Below are 16,079 nucleotides of genomic sequence, written 5' to 3'. Positions count from 1 at the left end.
GACGCGGCTGGCGGCGTGGGCGTTGTCGTCTTTTGCCTGGGCGCGGGTGCCCGGGGTGACGCAGACGAGGTCGCTGGCTGTTGCCTCGCGCCACACATATCCGGACTTGCAGGTGGAGTCGCTGGGGCTGACCCGCCTCGCCGCGGCGTGGGCGTTGTCGTCCTGTGCCTGGGCGCGGACCCCCGGAGTGACACAGACGTGGTCACCGGAGCCAGTGGCTTCACGCCACACGTACCCCGACTTGCACGTGTCCGACTGCGAGAGAAGCTTCGGGGATGCGGCGGCAGTTGGTAGAGCAATGCTCCCGACCAGTGCGATTGCCGCTGCCGACGCGGCGGCGACAGCCGGAAGATGCCTGCGGACTCGGGCCATGCCTTTCACGCTCCCTGTCTCAGAATCTTGGGTTCGCCGAGACGTTCGTCAAGCCACGATCGTGGCGCCGCGTCCCGACGGGACTCAGACGTGACGTATGCCTTCGACCTCACCTCCGAGAGAGGCGTATTGGTCGAGTCTGTCTACCGTCCTTGTTGAGTTTCGCACCGCACCGTGTAGCACGCATCTTGTATCTGGACGAGGGGAGCCCCCCGGTTTCCTGCCTGCTCTCGACGTTCAACTGAGTCTTTTCGGCACGATGTACACGGGTACCCTGGCCAGGGAAAACCGCGTTCTGTGAGACAGCTACAAGACCGCCTCCGGCTCCTCCCGGTACGGCATCCGAGCAGTCACAGGAGTCCGCTCTCGCGTTTGGAAACCCGCGCCGGGCGCCTATGAAGGGGTTGTCCCGACTGCCTTTAATGTCTCTCGACGACAAACAGCATCGTCAGGATGTGCTCCGCGGTACTCAGCAGGCAGCGGGCCAGCTGCAAGTCGCCTGCTGACGCGTGCTTGATGGCTTGGGCGCGTGACGTCGTCTGCATCTGAAGGGCGATGAGGTTGTCCGCCACGGTGCATGTCATCTTCGCCTCGTCCTTGTAGCCACGCATGATGTACCGGATCCTCACGGATCTGGTGAGCCGGCCGGACTCAGAGTGCCACTCTTTCTTGGGACGCCCTGAAGAAGGAAGCCACTGTTCTACCTCGCTATCGGGCGCGGCTGCGCGGATGGCGCGGTCAATGGCCTCGACCGCGCACTGAGCAGCCATTTCGGCAGCAGCCGGCGGAGCCTCACGAACGACATGCCATCCGCCTTCGAGCATCTCTACAACCTTGGCATCGACGCCCGTCATCACCCTGCGGAGGTCCTCGAATGCGTCGAGCCGCCCCGCTTGCTGCGGAGTGAGGAGATCCTCGACCCGGTCGGCGACCTCCACCTCCAGTTCGACGTCGTCGAGGACGGCAGGGGAACTGAGCGCATCAGCCCCCAGAAGCCCGTTCACGCCGAGGCCGGAGTGCAGAGAAGAATCAAGCTCGAAGCGGGTTGGACTGTGTCCGAGACCGCCCACGTATTCCCGGTACTCCGAGAGAGGGCGACTGCTGGCCTCCGAAAGCAGTCCTCGACCGGTGTCGATCTGCGCCAGCCAGTCCGTCATGTACACCTGGCGGTGGACGGTGCCTCCGAGTGCCTTCCGGAAGCTCTCCGAGGCCCAGGGCATCGGCATGGTGAAGGCCGGGCCCTTGACGATCTCGCCCATGACGTTCTCGATCTGCAGGGACATCCGCCAGGCCGACAGAGTTCGCGAACCGACGACCGCGTCACTAAGACATCGTTTCTTTTGGCGTGATGGTTCGTTGATCCGTGCATGGCGGATTTGGTTGAGCGGTTGATGCCGGACGAGTTGTGGGTGTTGTTCCGGCGGGTGGTACCGCCGACGGAGGTGATACGTCCGCAGGGTGGCGGCCGGCGTCGAGCGGGTGACCGCGAAGCATTGGCCGCGATCATCTTCGTAGCGACCTCGGGCTGCACGTGGCGGCAGCTGCCGCCGGTTTTCGGCCCGAGCTGGCAGACGGTCTACCGGCGTTTCGCCCAGTGGAGCCGGGCTCGGGTCTGGGCCCGCCTCCACCGCGTCATCCTTGACGAACTCGGTGCCCGCGGGGAACTGGACTGGTCGCGCTGCGCGATCGACTCCGTCAGCATGCGGGCTGCAAAAGGGGGCCTTTGACGGGACCGAATCCGACCGACCGTGGCAAGCCCGGATCGAAAATCCACCTGATCACCGATCGGAACGGACTGCCGCTCTCGCTCGGCATCTCGGGCGCGAACATGCACGACAGCCTCGGCCTGGAACCGCTCGTGCGTGGGATCCCGCCCATCCGTTCCCGCCGCGGCCCGCGCAGGCGACGGCCGGCGAAACTGCACGCCGACAAGGGCTACGACTACGACCACCTGCGCCGATGGCTCCGCAAACGCGGCATCCGCCACCGCATCGCCCGCAAGGGCATCGAGTCGTCACAGCGTCTCGGCCGCCACCGGTGGGTCGTCGAAAGGGACCGTGTCCTGGCTCGCCGGCTGCCGCCGCCTCCATCGCCGATACGAGCGCAAGGCCGAACACTTCCTCGCCTTCGTCGGCATAGCCGCAGCCCTCATCTGCCACCGCCGCCTCGCCAAATGAAACGAAGTCTTATTGCGCATCGCCGACACCACCGCCGCCCAGCGCGGCCGCGCCACCTCCAACACCGGATGCAGCACCTGAAGGCGTTCGCCGACCGGCACCAGGGACCGCCTTGAGGAGCTGCTGCGCGCGTCGGGCCCGGCTGTAAGCCAGCCTCGCACGACCGCTACAGGCTGGCCGGTCAACACGAGTGCCTTTATCTGTGAACGGATGTAGACGCCCCGTTCCTGCTGCGCGCCCGATAGGAGCGGTCGCTGGAGGACGCCCTGCTCGACGACCTCAAGTTCGCCTGGGGGCGCACACCCGCCTCAGCCGGAAAGCATCCAGAGCAGCAGCGACCGGCCGCACGGAGTCTTCCGTGCGGCCCGCCGCCCTAGCCAGGTCTGGTGTGTCGCCGTCAGGCGGGCCGGTCAGTCACGGCCCATTCGATGCGCGCCGGCGCGCGGCGACCTCGTCGCCCGCCGCGCGGGCTGAGGCTAGCATCAGATAATCGGCCAGAGGTTGACGGGGAACTCGCGGGCCGAGAACCGCGGACCGCAGTCCTGGGTGCCTTCGCCTCTACAGAGGAAGAGCGTTCCGCTAGGGCTCATGCTGGGCGCCGAGCGCAGATTGAACGTCGCCGAGCCCGCACCGCACTGGGTGGCAGCCCTCGTGGCTGGTGCACTGCCGATGTCGAGCTTGGCCCAGAGAGAATAGCAGTCGTTGCCGGTGTTCTTCAGCTCGCCTGTGATGACCAGCGTGGAAAGTACAGAGAAAGGCAGCTCACGTTCCACACGATGATTCCCCGTGACCGCTGCGTTTCCGTAAGCCCTGGACCAGCTTCCTTCCGCCGCAGACGCCGGGCTCATGGAGAGCGAACAGGCAGCTAAAGCTATCCCGACGACGGCTGTCCTTGTGACAGTTGAGCGCATTCTGCATCCTTTCGATTGTCTGAAAACTGACAGTGGCACTCGTACAGGTTGGAGTGGTGTGGTGCCGGAGCGGCCGGAGGGTAGCCTCAGTCTTCGTCCCGCGCGGGTGCACTGTGGGCGCGGCGTACGGCGGGGCCGATACCGGCAGCGCTGCCGATCCCGATACCGAGGCCCACACCGAGGCCGACGTTGTCGAAGACGAAAAGCCCGAGCAGAAGCCCGACTGCGATGCCGAGCGACATGCCCGCCGCGAGACCAATAGCTATGGAACGGTTTCCGGATTTCTCATCATGTGCCATGCATATATTGTGCCACTACGTGCGGCTCACCCTCTGATGGGATGCCACAAAGGTTCACAGCGAACCGGGTTGTTCGGACGCCAGGATTCCTAGGAGGGCCTCTTCTCGCGGTAGCACTCCCAGCCGGTTGCACATCATGTGGGCCTGGTGGAACACCAGGTGCCCTGCGCTATAGGCAACCTGGCGAGCTTTGGCCCTCTTTAGGTATGCGGACAGAACCTCCGTCCAGACCTGTACACGGGCCCGCACCTCCGGGTCGGTTGTCATGTCAGCGATCCGGCTGCGGATTCCCAGCTTGTCCGCATCCGCTGAGTGCCGCAAACGTGTGCGGAGCGCTTCGGCTTCTCGTCCTCCGTCATGGGTCCACCATGCGAGGTGGCGCTCCCAGAACCAGGCGGTGTCGGTGCTCGTACCGTCATCCCGCAGGGCAACTACCGAGGCGCGCAGCAGCAGTGTGGCAAGGGCTGCACGATCGAGGGGGCGCTGCAAACTTGTGGCCCACAGGGCGAGGTCGCTGGAATGCTGGAAGACCTCTTCCGCGAGCTCGGTCCCCAGGGGCCCTCCGTATTTTCCGTCCTCGGGTTCGTAGAGACCGGCTTCGGCTCCGGCATGGCTTCCGCTGAACGGGCCTAGCTCGAAGGGAACCAGGACTCTACGGCTCGGGACGCCCTCGCGGGCGAGTGCTGCGAGGTCGAGGGCGATCCGCGGGAGCCGACGGTGGAGCCGGTCCACCGTGTCGCGCTCGCCGTGGATCCGGAGCCTCAGGTGCGGGCCCTTCCAGTCGGTGTACTGGATAAAGAACCAGCGGTCGGCGCCGAGTTCCTGCGCCAGGCCGACAAGTGGTGGCAGGAAGCGGGAAACAGCCGGGGCCAGGCGGTCGAGTCCGCCTGGGTAGAGGCGTGCGTACCACCAAGACGCTTGTACGAGAGGGGTGTTCACAGGCTCCCGTCCTCGCGGTAGGTCTTCTGCTCGTCGTCGGGGTGGGCATGGGCTGTGGGGCGCTGCCAGCGCAGTAGGGATACGTGTTCGGCTGCCCGGCGGCTCCCGCTGTCGTCGCGCAGCCAATACGCGGAGCGGTCAGGGCACGTTTCCGCGAACCGGACGGCCGTCGCGTTCTTCGCTCTTGCGATGTGATTCGCCGCAGCCCAGATAGCGTGCGGGCTCCGGAAGGAGAGCCAGAAGGGTTTTCCCTGTGAGGAGGCCGTTCCCGCCGCTGTGAAGGGAGACTCGACGGACACGAACACCTCGTCCGGGAGGCCTCGGCTGACGCGCCACGCATGCACCCGCCGGAAGTAGGCCGACGGCTGCTCGCCCTTGGTCGGCTGGGGCAGGGCGTCGGGGGCGAGCCGCCAGGTACGGCGTTGGAGGACCAGGCGGTTGTGGACCTGGCGCGGCACGAGTTTCATGGCCTCGCCGGTGATGGGTGGAGAGCCGTCAACCGGATTTGGCGTGCAGCACAGACGGGATCCGTTGACCCACGGATCGGCGAGGCACAGCAGCAGGCGTGCGACCCCGGGGATGAGGTGCTGCGGCACGACGCCCAGGTAGACGGGTGCGAGGGCACGGCCGGTGTGGTCCGCGACCTCCAGGGTGTTTGTGACCGGGCAGTGGCTCATGGTGGGGGGCACCTCCGCCTGCACGGCTTCACCGGCGTGGGAGGGCTCCCCCGGCCAGTGGAGCGCGGGCAGCACCCCACCGGCTGCACGGTGCATCCCGTTCACGTCACCGGACAGGGTGAGCTGGTGCGGTACAGCGTGCGGGAACAGGTCGGCGATCCAGCCCTGCAGCTGGTTGGTAAGCCCTGCGCCGTCGGCCACCGGGCCGTCCAACTGATGGCGGAAGCGCGCGAGCAGCCCGCCGACTCCAGAGTTGTACTGGTTCACCACGAGCTGGTATTCGCCTAGGCGGACGGCGTCGGTCGATCGTGCCGCCACCTGGTACAGAACGGCTGCCGTCGGCGGCGCGCTGGAGACGGACACGGGCAGCCATGCACGGTCAGTGGGGCGTCCCGACTCCCCGTGGTCTTTTTGCAGTGCGCGGTAGAGGTTTCCCTCGAACCCCGGGGAGGCTGCGACAGCCCACAGAAACTCGAACAGGTCTGAGTGCCCGCCAGCGCCGTACCGGGCCACGAACTCGTCCCGAAGCCAATCGTAGACGTGTGAACGGAAGATATAGGGGCGGAGGAGACGGCCCAGGTCGGCGAGGTCCCCTTGGACGGCTTCGACCGGCAGGTCCGCCGGAACGTCGGACAGGGCATCCTCGTACACGGCGTAGCGGATGGCGGGCTGCGGGTCGTCTGCGCTGACGGATCCGATCTGCGCAGCGAGCCGGTTGACCGACCGAGCACGCTCGCTCCCGGACAGCAGGTGGAGTGCCGCCGCCTCTTCTCCTAGGTCCTCCAGCAACGCACGGGTGCGCTGCGCGACCGGGTCGGAAAGGCACTCGAGGCTTCGGGCGAGGGCACGGGCGGGGTGCGGCTCCGTCGCCGTCCAGGGGAGCGCGAGGCGCAGCAGCCCGGTGTCCAGCAGTCTGAGGAAGCCTCCGAAGGGGTCACTGCCCCCGATGCGTACCAGTGCCTGGGTGATCGTCATGCGGGGCCATGAGGCCAAATCTTCGATCAGCTCTACGTAACGGGAGACGTCAGTGACGGAGTCCGTACGCCAAGCGGATTCGCCCGGGCCGGGATAGGCAGGGGTCAGCAGGTACGGGCGTCCCCCCGGCCGGCGCAACGACCTGTTGGGCTCCACCTGGAAGGCAGAGGCGAAGCGCTCGTCGCGTGCCAGGGTGTCCAGCCAGGCACGGACATGCTGCTGGTCGACGTAGCTGTGGCCGGTTCCGTCTGCTTCGCGGTCCTGCAGGGCCAGTGCGGTCAGCCGGGAGAAGGGGCTGGTCTTGACGGCCGCCCTGGAGACGTAGCCGAGCACCGAGCGGGCCGCCTTACCGTGCGGTTCGAGCGGCTTGGCTGTCACGTGGTCGAGCAGGTGGGGGCTTGCCTGGGCGAGGCCTTGGGCGAAGGCGGGTTCAGCGAGAACCTCCCGCAGGCGCTCGTTGGCCCGCGTGGTTTCCTCTTCGTAGAGGGCATCGGTTCGGGTGCGCAGTGCTGAGAGGTCGCGCATGTCGTCGAACCACTCGGTCAGTGCGTGGGCGGCCATACCGCCCAGCGTTTCGCGCAGCCGTGTCATGACGTCGTCCGGCAACTGTGCCGGACGGCCGTTGTGTACGCAGCGGCGCAGCCGGAGGGCCGCGCGGCGGACGTGCGGGGCGTCGTCGAGCATGGGAACAGCGGCGTGCAGGGCATCGGAGAGGAAGGCGGCCCGGTCGGCGAGTCGCTCCTCGTACGCCGACTCCCGACGCAGGGAGTCCGAGGTGCGGGGCAGGTCCAGATCCAGCGACTCGACGGGCAGACGGTTGACGCGGTGCACCGTCCACGCGGACACCACGGGACTCAGCGCGGCCGGTGCACGACCCTCGATCTGCGCTGGTGGTGTGGTCTCAGATGGTGTCGGCGGCTGGGGCGCGGGCGGGATCAGTGTCATCCGAGAAGCCCTTCGATGAGGTGCCACCACCACGTCAGGACGACCCCGACCATGAACACTCCGTAGAGAGCGCACAGGACGCCGAAGGCGCAGTAGCCGACACGCTTGAGCTTGCCGCTCACGAGCAGATGACTGGGCAGCGGGGCCCTGGTGACCATGTGGACGAGAAAGGCGAAGGACCGGCCGCGGAGGTTGACGGAGCCCATGGCTGACTCCAGTGCGTGGTAGCCGTCCGACGGCAGCAGCGGATTCAGGTTCACGATCATGAGAAGGACCTGCAGTTGCAGGAGCGCACCGGCGACGTCGTGTACGGCTCCGCTGGAGTGGAGCAGGACCAGGCCGGTGGCTCCCGCCCAGATGGCGTCGCTCATGGGCCCCGCGAGCGCGATGAGTGCGCGCGGTGCGCGACCCCGCACGCGGTAGGCATCCGTACGGTCCACGTACGCCACAGGCATCACGTAGAGCATGAGGGTGATGCCGGCCTCCCGGACCGGCACCCTCAAGGACTGACACACCAGGGCGTGCGCCAGCTCGTGGACGGCGATCTGGAGCATCAGCAGGAGCGCCGCGATCCCGGACCAGGCCGTGTAGTCCGGCAGGCTCCGGGTCGTGAGGGCGTATCCCGCCGTGGACAGACCCGCGACCGTCAGCGTGATCCACATGCCGACGACCGCAGGTACGGGCAGCTTCTGCAGCACGTTGGCGACAGGTTCGAGCAGTATGTGGACGGAGCGGGTCAGCGGCTTGCGGGGCATCCTCTGCCGCAGCGAGTACTTGAGGACCCGTTCCCGGCGCGTCTCCTCCTGTGGTGCCAGGGTGAGCACCCCGGCTTGGCGGAGCTCGGTCAGGAATCGAATGACGGCGGTCTCGGCGCGGGCCGGGTCTGCGGCCGGCGGAGCCACCCGGCGCACGACGTCTCGCGCGGTGGTCTTGCCGTCGAGGAGCGTCAGGATGACCGTACCGGCCTTGGACACGGCCACATACTTGCCGGTATCGGAGTCGAACAGGAGGGGACGGCCATCGAGACCGTCCGTGAGTTCGACGGTGTCTCTCACCGCCAGCGGCTCGGTGTCGAGCCATGCGGTGTCCACGCTGCTCGTCTCCCTGGTTGCCGCTTCGCTGCTTTCGGGCGCGGCTTGCTGCTGGTGCTCGGCCGCGGCAGGTGATCGCATGAATGGCTCCTGAGGGGATAATGCTGGGGCCGCTGTCCGGCCGGCACTCTGAGCCAGTGCCGGCCGGACAGCGTCTTCATCTGGATTTCAGTGGTGCGGTGATCAGCCGGCCGAGGAGGCGGAGCTGGCGGTACCGAAGCACGCCGCCGGGCAGCTGGCCGAGGCGGCGGTGCCGAAGGAGGCGGCGGTGCCCAGCAGGGCGCTGTCGCCGAGCGTCTCCACCGTCATGTCCTCGACGGACAGGTCAATGATCATCACGTCCTGGATTTCGGTCGTGTTCATGATGCTGTTCCTTTCAATGGGTTTCGGTGGTACCCGGTCGCTGATGCGGTCGGGAGGGTGATCAGCCGGCCGAAGACGCGCTGCCGCCGGTCGAGGCGGTGGAGGCGGGGCACGTGGCACTGCCGAACGTGCCGATCGAGCCCCAGGTACCCAGCAGGGCCGCGTTGTCGAGGACCTCGGCGGTCAGTTCGGTGGTGATGTCCTCGGCGAAGAGGTCGAGGTTGATGGTTTCTCCCACAGCAATGTCCTTTCGTAGGCGAGGTGGGTGAGGGTCAGCCCTGGGAGCTGGCCGTACCAGCGGTGGCGACGGTGGAACCGAGCAGGCAGCCGAAGGTGCCGGCAGTGGACACCGAGGCCAGGGACGAGTCGGTGGGCAGCTCGTCGACCGTCAGGGCGGTGATGTCCTCGGCGAAAAGGTCGATGCCAAGCTCGAAGTCGTTGGGCATGAAGCCCTCCGTTCCTGTGGTGTGTATGACCGGCGGCTGCAGGTGCGAGTCCGCCGTAGAGAGCCGCACTCTCATCGGAGTGCGGAGTCTGGTGTGGGTGCGCACGCGGTGGCGAGCGTCACTCGGAGGCAGCTGCGTGGCCGCAGGAGAACGCCAGCAGCTGTGCGCTGCGGTAGCCGTCGAGCGGTACAAGCGGCTTGAGGGCCGAGGAGAGAAATCCGGCGAAGATGCTGCCAACCAGACCCCGGTCCAAGGCGGTGAGCCAGGCAGTGTGGGCGGCGGCTCCGGCCCGGGTGAGCAACAGCCGATGGCCGTGTTCACCGTGGCGGTCCAAGGATGCCGCCAGCGGGCCGCACACCATGACGATCGCGGGTGCGTGCGCGAACTCGAGCTGGAGCACGAGATCGGCGGCCGCGTCGCCTGCCGGCAGATCGGCAAGCCGCGTGAACCCGCCTTCCGCCGGGGAGTACAGGTGCAGCCCCGTGGGCAGTCCGGACACGTTTCGAGCCGCCACGAGGAACTCCAGGCAAGCGCCTGCGTCGTGGTCGGGCCATGCGCCACGGTCGAACGTCGCAGCCCGTTCGATAATGGCGGCGAGCACGTCAACCTCCACGGCCCGCGGTGCGTAGGTACGTACCGATGCCCGGCGCCGCAACAGGGATTCGAGGGGCTCCGCGCTCGCGGGCGCGATCTCGGCGGAAACTTTGTGCTTCCCCTCCCCTGCAGACTGAAGCATTCCGTGCAGTGCGGGGGCCGGCGTATGGGGTTCCGCGCTCAAGGCGGCAGCGTCCAGTCGAGAACGCAGCTGGAGCTGTCGCAGCAGCTCGTTGTGGTCCAGCAGGCCGGGGAGTGGTGACGTCATCTGCATTTCAGGCCTCCTCTGCGCTGAAAGGGCGGAGTTCCACGACCCCAGTAATGGGCTCGGCGTCCAGGTCGAGGTCGAGCACGGCGGCCAGAGCCAAGTCGTCCCATCGGTCCAGCGGTCGGGCCTGGAGCCCGAAGCTTCGTGCTGCGTGTGACAGCTGGGCAAGGGCAACTCCGGCGTCCAGGTGCACGATGCGCCACGCGAAGGTGGAGTATTTCGACGCGACTCGGGCCAGAGAACCGGTGAGGACGAGCGTGACTGCGGCGTCCGAACCAGGCGCCTGAGCCAGGTCGACCACGTCGGGAAGACGCGCCAGCCGGTGGGCTGCAGAGTCGTATCCCCAGATGCCGGCCGGGACGTCCTCGACATCCCTTATCAGGGCGTGCAGGTTCGGGGAGCCTAGATTGCCGCCGGTGGGTGCCCAGCGAGGGACGCTGGGCCGGCCCGGAGCCGATTCCTCCTGGCGTCCGACGGCGAGCATGAGCAAGGAAGCAAGGTGCCTCAGGCCAACTCGCTTGGCCGTAGTTTCTCGGGGTGGTTCCAGGGGTGTCTGCGGGTGGATCGCCGTCTTGGGGAGCGCGAGGGTACGGGCACTCGGCCAGCGCTTGCTCTCGTGCTGCAGTGCGATGTTGCCGGGCTTGTAGTGCATCTGATGGTCGCGGGGGTTGAGGAGCTTCCGAGGCGGGAAGGCGACCGACGTCTCGAAGGCGAGGGCGAGCGGCACGTTGCCCGCTGTGAGTGAGGACCGGGAGTCCGTACGGTCGGGAACCGGGGCCGTGACGTACATGTCCTGACGCCATGACTCCAAGTCGGTCCTGACCATGCCCCGGAGAACTGACGCGGTACCGACCCGGCTTGTGATGGCCGTCGCCTGGCTCGCGATCAGGGCCGCTGCCATGATGCGCACCGCGCTGCCGGCAGCCGAGTCATGACGGTCCGAAAGACTGTGCGCCCGGCGTTGACGGTCCGCTTCGTCGAAGGAGACGGTGAACTCTGGATCGATGTAGGGGCCGATGTCCAGCGTCGTGCCGTGAAGATGTGCGGGGAGCATCGGTATGCCATGGGTACGGCACCACCGGGCGGCCTCTCCAAGGTGCGTGTGGCCGTCCTCGTTGATGGCAACCAGGAGGCCTGGAACATCGCTGAGGTCGGAAGGCGATGCGACGAGTTCAACGTCGCCGAATCCACTTGCCAGAAGAGTGTCCCGGAGTCCTTCGCCGACGTCGCCGTTGGTGACCACGGCCACCCGCGTGCCGTTCAGTCGTTGCATGGCTTCGATGGCGTTGCGGTTGACACGGGTGGAGTCGAGGCTGCGCGACCAGAAGATGGCGGCGGCTCCGTCGGCTGCCATGACGGCAGTGTTGCCAGCGCCCTCCTCCAAAAGTCCACAGGTGTACAGGAGCGCGATGACCTGTTCTATGTGTTGCACGGGCACAACCATCTGCTCCGCCAGTTGCGTCACGGTCCTCGCTCCGTCGAGGAGTGGCAACAGCCGCGCGGTCAGGTCGCGGGCCGCCGCTCCCCGCAGGACCTGCCGGGTCGGTGCGCCTTCGACGAGGATGCCGTCGGAGAAGGGCACCACCACCAGGCCGCGGCACAGGGCGGGCTGTTTGGGGGCACTGAACTGGGGGTCTTGCGCGACTGCGCGGCGCATCTCCTCTGCGGAGATCAGTTTGTTGTCGGCCAAGGCACTACCTCACTGGTGAGGAGAAGTCGACGACGCGGCCTGGGGCCCGTCCGGAGTGAAGACCGCGCCCTCGTCGAGGGGGGTCAGCAGGGGTGTCAGATCTCGGGCAAGATCGGCCCAGGTGGACTCGGCCGGGACCGTCCGGGCTCGGCGGCATCGGTCGCAGGCGTGCACGGCGACGACGCGGCCGCCGGAGAGGTGCTGCTCCAACAGGTGCCAGTGGCGGACAGTGCCGGCGAAGCGCCTGCCCTCACCTGCGTCGAACCGCCGCAGCACGTCCAAGGCCATGCCGGCGGACATGTCCACATGCTGGGGCAGGAAGCCCTCGGGGCCGGACTCGGGGAAGGCGTCGTAATGTGCGTGCAAGGTCGCGAGGTGTGTCGCGTCCCGCTCGTGCTGTGCCCGGCGCTTGCGGAAGCAGCGGTAGCAGGCACCGGCGCCGGGGACTACCACGGGACCCACTCGCAGCCGGGGGTGTTCGGCGAGCACGGGGAACCAAGGGGTTCCCCAGTCGGCCGAACGTGCGTCGAGCAGCTCGGCGAGTCTTGGCGTCTCCCGCCAAGAGGCGAGGATACGCAGGTCGGAGTTGGGCCAGCTCGCGGTCAGCTCCAGAGAGCCGGCCTGGTCCGTGGAAATCTCCAGGTCGTGACGTTCACGGCGTAGCCGATCGGCGACGGCCGCTCCGAACCCGCCTACGGCGAGCACGTGCACCTTGGTCATTGGCTTCCCATTCATGTACATGGACCTGCTCGTCAGGCGAAGGGCTGCGGGTGCGGGTTGATGTCCGCCTCCATGTGCACGGGGTAGCCCATGCGGGCGGGTGCCTCGTACAGCCGAGGGTGTGCCAGGTAACGAGCGCGATGGGTAAAGGACAGTGGCATCAACTGCGGGATGATGACGCGCACTACGCGGAATCCGACATCACGGGCCTCGTCCGTGGTGCATTCCACGGCTACCAAGTCACATCCGGACTGCTTCAAGCGCTGCACGAGGAGCGCCAGGTCCTGTCGGCTGTCGCCGGTCACAAGTACGGGCAGTTCGCTGAGGGGTCGGCGGGCCCGACCTTCGAGCAGGAAGTCGAAGTCGGTCCTGCGATCCGGTCGGCCCATATAAGCCGCCCCGTGGAAGACGTGCATGAAGTCGTCCACGGATGGGGGCATCTCACGTGGCACCTGCATGGCGATACGTGAGGACGCCGATTCACGGACAATTTTGGCCACGCTGTCGACCGGGTCCAGGCTCGTGTTGCACATGACCATCTGACCCAGAACCTCGTTGTTCGGAGAGAGGTCAACCGAGTAGATCGTCGGGATCCCGAGGTCGGTCGTCGCGTCAAAGAAGGCGGTCTCCACCAAGCTGTTGCGTGACTTCTCCAAGAACGGAGCCAGGTTCTCCGGCACCATGTCGAAATCAATGCGCGGCAAAGCCAGACGCTGGTACCAAGTCAGAGCAATGGCGTCCCGTTCCACCACTTCGCACACCGCGTTCACCAGGGCCTGCGCCAGATCGGTGTGGGTGGCGCAGCCTGTCGAGATGGGGTTTGTGTACCTTTCGGCCCTCGACTGGGGCGCGATGTGCATCCACACTCCTACAGCGGGCACCCACTGGGTCTTCTGCGCGGTAAGGGACCATCCGCGGACCCAGCGCATCGGGGCTTTGGTGTCGACGTCAACGGTGAGTGCGCGGGGATGGGCCAGTTCTGCGGGAGAGCAGCGGGGGAATGACATGAGGTCCATGGCCTCGTCGCCGAGTTCCTCTGCTGTCGCCCAGATCACGCTTCCGGGCTGGACCACAGAGGTGGCATAGCGTTCCAGTGCTTCGGCGACGCTGAGACGAGCCGCACGCTCAGGATCCACAGCCCCGCCGGCCCCGTCCATTTCCCCGCGGGAGCTGCGGCCGCGGGTGGATTCGGCAATGTTGTCGACAACCTGAGCAAGGTCGCCGAGAGAGGCCGAAAAAATGGGGAACCGCGGGTCACCGGGGTGAGTGGGAAGCCGATAGGTTCGTTCCACCAGCCCGTAGGGGCCGACGAGGGCGTCGAGGTCGGTGAGTCTGCCGAGGCCACTCTGCAGAGCAGGTGCGTTCATCTGTCTTCTCCCTGGTCCCATCGGAACAACCAGGCGGCAAGCCCGCCGAAGAGGGCCGTCGCGGCGAGGAGGACCAACCAGTCGGTAGTGAGGCTCTGCGCAGTGGCGGCCTCGTTCAGGTCGTGGTTGAAGGCGTCCACCAGATAAGTGGTGGGCAGCACGTCGGACACGGTCGTGATGACGGACGGCAGCATGCTGAGGGGCAGGAATAGTCCGCTGAAGAAGAGCAGCACCGGCATCAGTAGGCCCAGCAGTCCGTTGACTACTTCGGCGTTGCGCAGGCGGGCCGCGATCAGATAGCCGAAGGCGAACAGCATCACAGCACCGAGCAAACCCGTGCACATCAACCGCATGGTGTCGGCGATGGACATGAAGTCCATGACGACGGCCACCGCTCCCAGGATCACCAGTTGGACGACGACCAAGGCCAGCCGGACCGGTGCCTGGGCTAGCACGAAGGTCATACGGCGCAGAGGTGTGGTCCCCAGCAGTCGCAAGGTGCCGCGCGTCCTCAGTGCTATCAGCGGGGTTGCCGTGCCGAAGAAGGCCGTCGACATCAGGACCATGAGCAAGCCGGTCGGTAGTGCCGCTTTGAGGGGGTCGAAGGGCACACCCCCGTCCGGTGTACGGAAGTCGATCAGGGAATCGTCGACGCCGCTGGCGCCGAGGCCGGTCCGCAGACCTTTCAGAGCGCCGAATCTCGAAGCGTCGACGACCACTGCGGCTTCCCGGCCGGAAACGGTGACGATGGCGTCATATCCAGCCAGGTCACCGGTCGAGGGTGGCTCCGTCCCTTTCCAGGGCTCGGCATGAAAGCCATCGACGTGTCCCAGGCTTTCGACGATCGACGGCTGGTCCGGGGAGGGCAGCACGGCGATCCGGTAGGAGCCGCCGGCGGTGAGCGCGCCGAGGCCCAGGAACATCGCGAGGAAGAGTAGAGGGAAGAGCACGGTGAAGAAGGCGGTCTTGCCGTCACGGAACAGTTCCCGTGCGTTAGTCCTGATCATCTGCCGCAGTGCGGAGGGTGTCGCGCTCATTTCATTCGCCCCCTTCCCCGGTGTGCGCCGTCTCCTGATGTGGGTGCATCGTGGCGAGATTGCGGAACACTGCGTCGAGCCCACCCTTGCTGATGTCCAGGTCGGTGGCGGCCAGCTGCTCATCCGCCGCGATGCGTCGGAGGGTCAGGTCACCGTTCAGCGTTCGTACCCGGACGGACTGACGCCCTTCATGCGTCACCTCTACCTCAACCGCCGTCACTCCCGGCAGAGAGTCCAGCGATCCGAGATCCGCCCCCGCCGGTGTCATGAAGGTGACGCTGTTGGTGGCTGCCAGTTCCGACACGAGCCTTGCGGGCGTGTCGCATGCTGCGATGCGCCCCGCGACGAGTACCGCTACCCGATCACACAGTTCCGTGGCCTCGTTCATGTCGTGTGTCGTGAGCAGAACCGTGCCGCCAGCCTCGCGTTGCTTCCGGATGACATCCCACAGGTGTTCCTTGGCTTGCGGGTCGAGCCCGGCGGCCGGTTCATCCAGCACGAGAAAGCGCGGCCGGCCAATCACTGTCACGGCCAGGAGGAGCCGTCGAGCCTGCCCGCCGGATAGAGCCCTGACACGCTGGGCCGCCTCCTCCAGCAGACCGACACGGTCGAGGACTTCATCGACTGGCTCATGTGAATCGTAAAAGGAAGCCCAAAGCTCGACCGTCTCCAGAACTGTCAACTGCGGAAAGAGGGCGGCCTCCTGCGGCTGCACTGCCATCAGCTGTCTCAGTTCGGGAGAGCGGGAGGCAGGGTCACAACCCAAGACCCTCACCGAGCCAGAACTCGGGTGGCGAAGCCCGGTCAGGCACTCCAGCAGCGTTGTCTTTCCAGCCCCATTTGGGCCGATGAGCCCAAACACTTCTCCGTTACGAATATCGAAACTGACCGCATCCAGCGCTTTGCGGGTGCCGTAGTGTTTCGATATTTCGACAAGGGACGCGACAATGTCGTCGCCAACTATGGCTTCCATGGAATTTCCGATGTTTTCAAGAGCAGTCTCTTTACACAACTGCGCGGCTGCGGCATTCCGAACGCGCTTAGAGCAGACTCGTCTCACGGGCCGTGCATGCTGTTTGACGGCACTCAGCTACGCACCGAAAGTGGCACGACGATCCCTGGATAGGCCTCAGCCTGCACGGATGCGACGTCGATGAGCATCGGCGGTCCCATCACAAAGCGAGAAGGCCCGCCATGCCGACGAAGGT

General features: G+C 66.4%; 16 protein-coding genes and 1 pseudogene. 1 reads left to right on the top strand and 16 read right to left on the bottom strand.

Features of this window, described 5'->3' with window-relative positions:
* Nucleotides 1–231: hypothetical protein (locus E6R62_RS40405; protein ID WP_206308928.1), on the bottom strand; the 231-nt coding region annotated here is incomplete at its 3' end.
* A gap of 560 nt (nucleotides 232–791) precedes the next feature.
* The gene (locus E6R62_RS33640; RefSeq protein ID WP_136217283.1) at nucleotides 792–1,655 is read right to left on the bottom strand and encodes a hypothetical protein; all 864 of its coding nucleotides are present in this window, start codon (nucleotides 1,653–1,655) and stop codon (nucleotides 792–794) included.
* 84 nt (nucleotides 1,656–1,739) lie between these two features.
* Here E6R62_RS33640 and E6R62_RS33635 point away from each other — a divergent pair.
* Nucleotides 1,740–2,549, top strand: a pseudogene (locus tag E6R62_RS33635) (IS5 family transposase).
* Between the two features lie 482 nt (nucleotides 2,550–3,031).
* On the opposite strand, the gene E6R62_RS33630 reads toward E6R62_RS33635, so the two are convergent.
* The 14 genes from E6R62_RS33630 to E6R62_RS33565 form a co-directional block, all read right to left on the bottom strand.
* Nucleotides 3,032–3,322, bottom strand: coding sequence for a hypothetical protein (locus E6R62_RS33630; RefSeq protein ID WP_136217282.1), 291 nt, complete (start codon nucleotides 3,320–3,322; stop codon nucleotides 3,032–3,034).
* A gap of 224 nt (nucleotides 3,323–3,546) precedes the next feature.
* Entirely contained in the window at nucleotides 3,547–3,759 is a 213-nt protein-coding gene (locus tag E6R62_RS33625) for a hypothetical protein (protein ID WP_136217281.1), read from the bottom strand.
* Nucleotides 3,760–3,813: 54 nt separating this feature from the next.
* Nucleotides 3,814–4,698 (bottom strand): thiopeptide-type bacteriocin biosynthesis protein, encoded by an 885-nt coding sequence (locus E6R62_RS33620; RefSeq protein ID WP_168714261.1) that lies wholly within the window; start codon nucleotides 4,696–4,698, stop codon nucleotides 3,814–3,816.
* Nucleotides 4,695–7,196, bottom strand: coding sequence for a lantibiotic dehydratase (locus E6R62_RS33615; RefSeq protein ID WP_136217279.1), 2,502 nt, complete (start codon nucleotides 7,194–7,196; stop codon nucleotides 4,695–4,697). The genes E6R62_RS33620 and E6R62_RS33615 overlap by 4 nt, the downstream gene beginning before the upstream one ends.
* Nucleotides 7,197–7,291: 95 nt before the next feature.
* Nucleotides 7,292–8,467 (bottom strand): PqqD family peptide modification chaperone, encoded by a 1,176-nt coding sequence (locus E6R62_RS33610; RefSeq protein ID WP_136217278.1) that lies wholly within the window; start codon nucleotides 8,465–8,467, stop codon nucleotides 7,292–7,294.
* Between the two features lie 102 nt (nucleotides 8,468–8,569).
* The gene (locus tag E6R62_RS33605) at nucleotides 8,570–8,749 is read right to left on the bottom strand and encodes a thiocillin family RiPP (RefSeq protein WP_206308927.1); all 180 of its coding nucleotides are present in this window, start codon (nucleotides 8,747–8,749) and stop codon (nucleotides 8,570–8,572) included.
* 61 nt (nucleotides 8,750–8,810) lie between these two features.
* Nucleotides 8,811–8,987: a thiocillin family RiPP gene (locus tag E6R62_RS33600; protein ID WP_136217277.1), complete on the bottom strand. Its 177-nt coding sequence runs from the start codon at nucleotides 8,985–8,987 to the stop codon at nucleotides 8,811–8,813.
* A 34-nt stretch (nucleotides 8,988–9,021) separates the two neighbouring features.
* A complete protein-coding gene (locus E6R62_RS33595) occupies nucleotides 9,022–9,195 on the bottom strand; it encodes a thiocillin family RiPP (RefSeq protein WP_136217276.1) in 174 nt (57 codons plus the stop codon).
* A gap of 118 nt (nucleotides 9,196–9,313) precedes the next feature.
* Nucleotides 9,314–10,063: a nitroreductase family protein gene (locus E6R62_RS33590; protein ID WP_136217275.1), complete on the bottom strand. Its 750-nt coding sequence runs from the start codon at nucleotides 10,061–10,063 to the stop codon at nucleotides 9,314–9,316.
* Between the two features lies 1 nt (nucleotide 10,064).
* Entirely contained in the window at nucleotides 10,065–11,747 is a 1,683-nt protein-coding gene (locus E6R62_RS33585) for a nitroreductase family protein (protein ID WP_136217274.1), read from the bottom strand.
* Nucleotides 11,748–11,756: 9 nt separating this feature from the next.
* A complete protein-coding gene (locus E6R62_RS33580) occupies nucleotides 11,757–12,467 on the bottom strand; it encodes a TOMM precursor leader peptide-binding protein (RefSeq protein ID WP_168714260.1) in 711 nt (236 codons plus the stop codon).
* A 32-nt stretch (nucleotides 12,468–12,499) separates the two neighbouring features.
* Nucleotides 12,500–13,834, bottom strand: coding sequence for a YcaO-like family protein (locus tag E6R62_RS33575; protein ID WP_240802047.1), 1,335 nt, complete (start codon nucleotides 13,832–13,834; stop codon nucleotides 12,500–12,502).
* The gene (locus tag E6R62_RS33570; RefSeq protein WP_168714259.1) at nucleotides 13,831–14,871 is read right to left on the bottom strand and encodes an ABC transporter permease; all 1,041 of its coding nucleotides are present in this window, start codon (nucleotides 14,869–14,871) and stop codon (nucleotides 13,831–13,833) included. The genes E6R62_RS33575 and E6R62_RS33570 overlap by 4 nt, the downstream gene beginning before the upstream one ends.
* A 1-nt stretch (nucleotide 14,872) precedes the next feature.
* Nucleotides 14,873–15,844: an ABC transporter ATP-binding protein gene (locus E6R62_RS33565; protein ID WP_136217270.1), complete on the bottom strand. Its 972-nt coding sequence runs from the start codon at nucleotides 15,842–15,844 to the stop codon at nucleotides 14,873–14,875.
* Between the last annotated feature and the right edge of the window lie 235 nt (nucleotides 15,845–16,079).

This window comes from Streptomyces sp. A1136 (genome assembly GCF_004795055.1).
GTDB lineage: Bacteria > Actinomycetota > Actinomycetes > Streptomycetales > Streptomycetaceae > Streptomyces.
The sequence above is the reverse complement of the archived record's forward strand: the minus strand, read 5'-3'. Positions and strand labels throughout refer to the sequence as shown.

Coding starts and splice junctions, on each gene's coding strand:
- E6R62_RS33640 (WP_136217283.1), bottom strand. CDS start 1,655: ATGTCCCTGCAGATCGAGAACGTCATGGGCGAGATCGTCAAGGGCCCG.
- E6R62_RS33625 (WP_136217281.1), bottom strand. CDS start 3,759: ATGGCACATGATGAGAAATCCGGAAACCGTTCCATAGCTATTGGTCTC.
- E6R62_RS33610 (WP_136217278.1), bottom strand. CDS start 8,467: ATGCGATCACCTGCCGCGGCCGAGCACCAGCAGCAAGCCGCGCCCGAA.
- E6R62_RS33605 (WP_206308927.1), bottom strand. CDS start 8,749: ATGAACACGACCGAAATCCAGGACGTGATGATCATTGACCTGTCCGTC.
- E6R62_RS33595 (WP_136217276.1), bottom strand. CDS start 9,195: ATGCCCAACGACTTCGAGCTTGGCATCGACCTTTTCGCCGAGGACATC.
- E6R62_RS33590 (WP_136217275.1), bottom strand. CDS start 10,063: ATGCAGATGACGTCACCACTCCCCGGCCTGCTGGACCACAACGAGCTG.
- E6R62_RS33580 (WP_168714260.1), bottom strand. CDS start 12,467: ATGACCAAGGTGCACGTGCTCGCCGTAGGCGGGTTCGGAGCGGCCGTC.
- E6R62_RS33575 (WP_240802047.1), bottom strand. CDS start 13,834: ATGAACGCACCTGCTCTGCAGAGTGGCCTCGGCAGACTCACCGACCTC.
- E6R62_RS33570 (WP_168714259.1), bottom strand. CDS start 14,871: ATGAGCGCGACACCCTCCGCACTGCGGCAGATGATCAGGACTAACGCA.
- E6R62_RS33565 (WP_136217270.1), bottom strand. CDS start 15,844: ATGGAAGCCATAGTTGGCGACGACATTGTCGCGTCCCTTGTCGAAATA.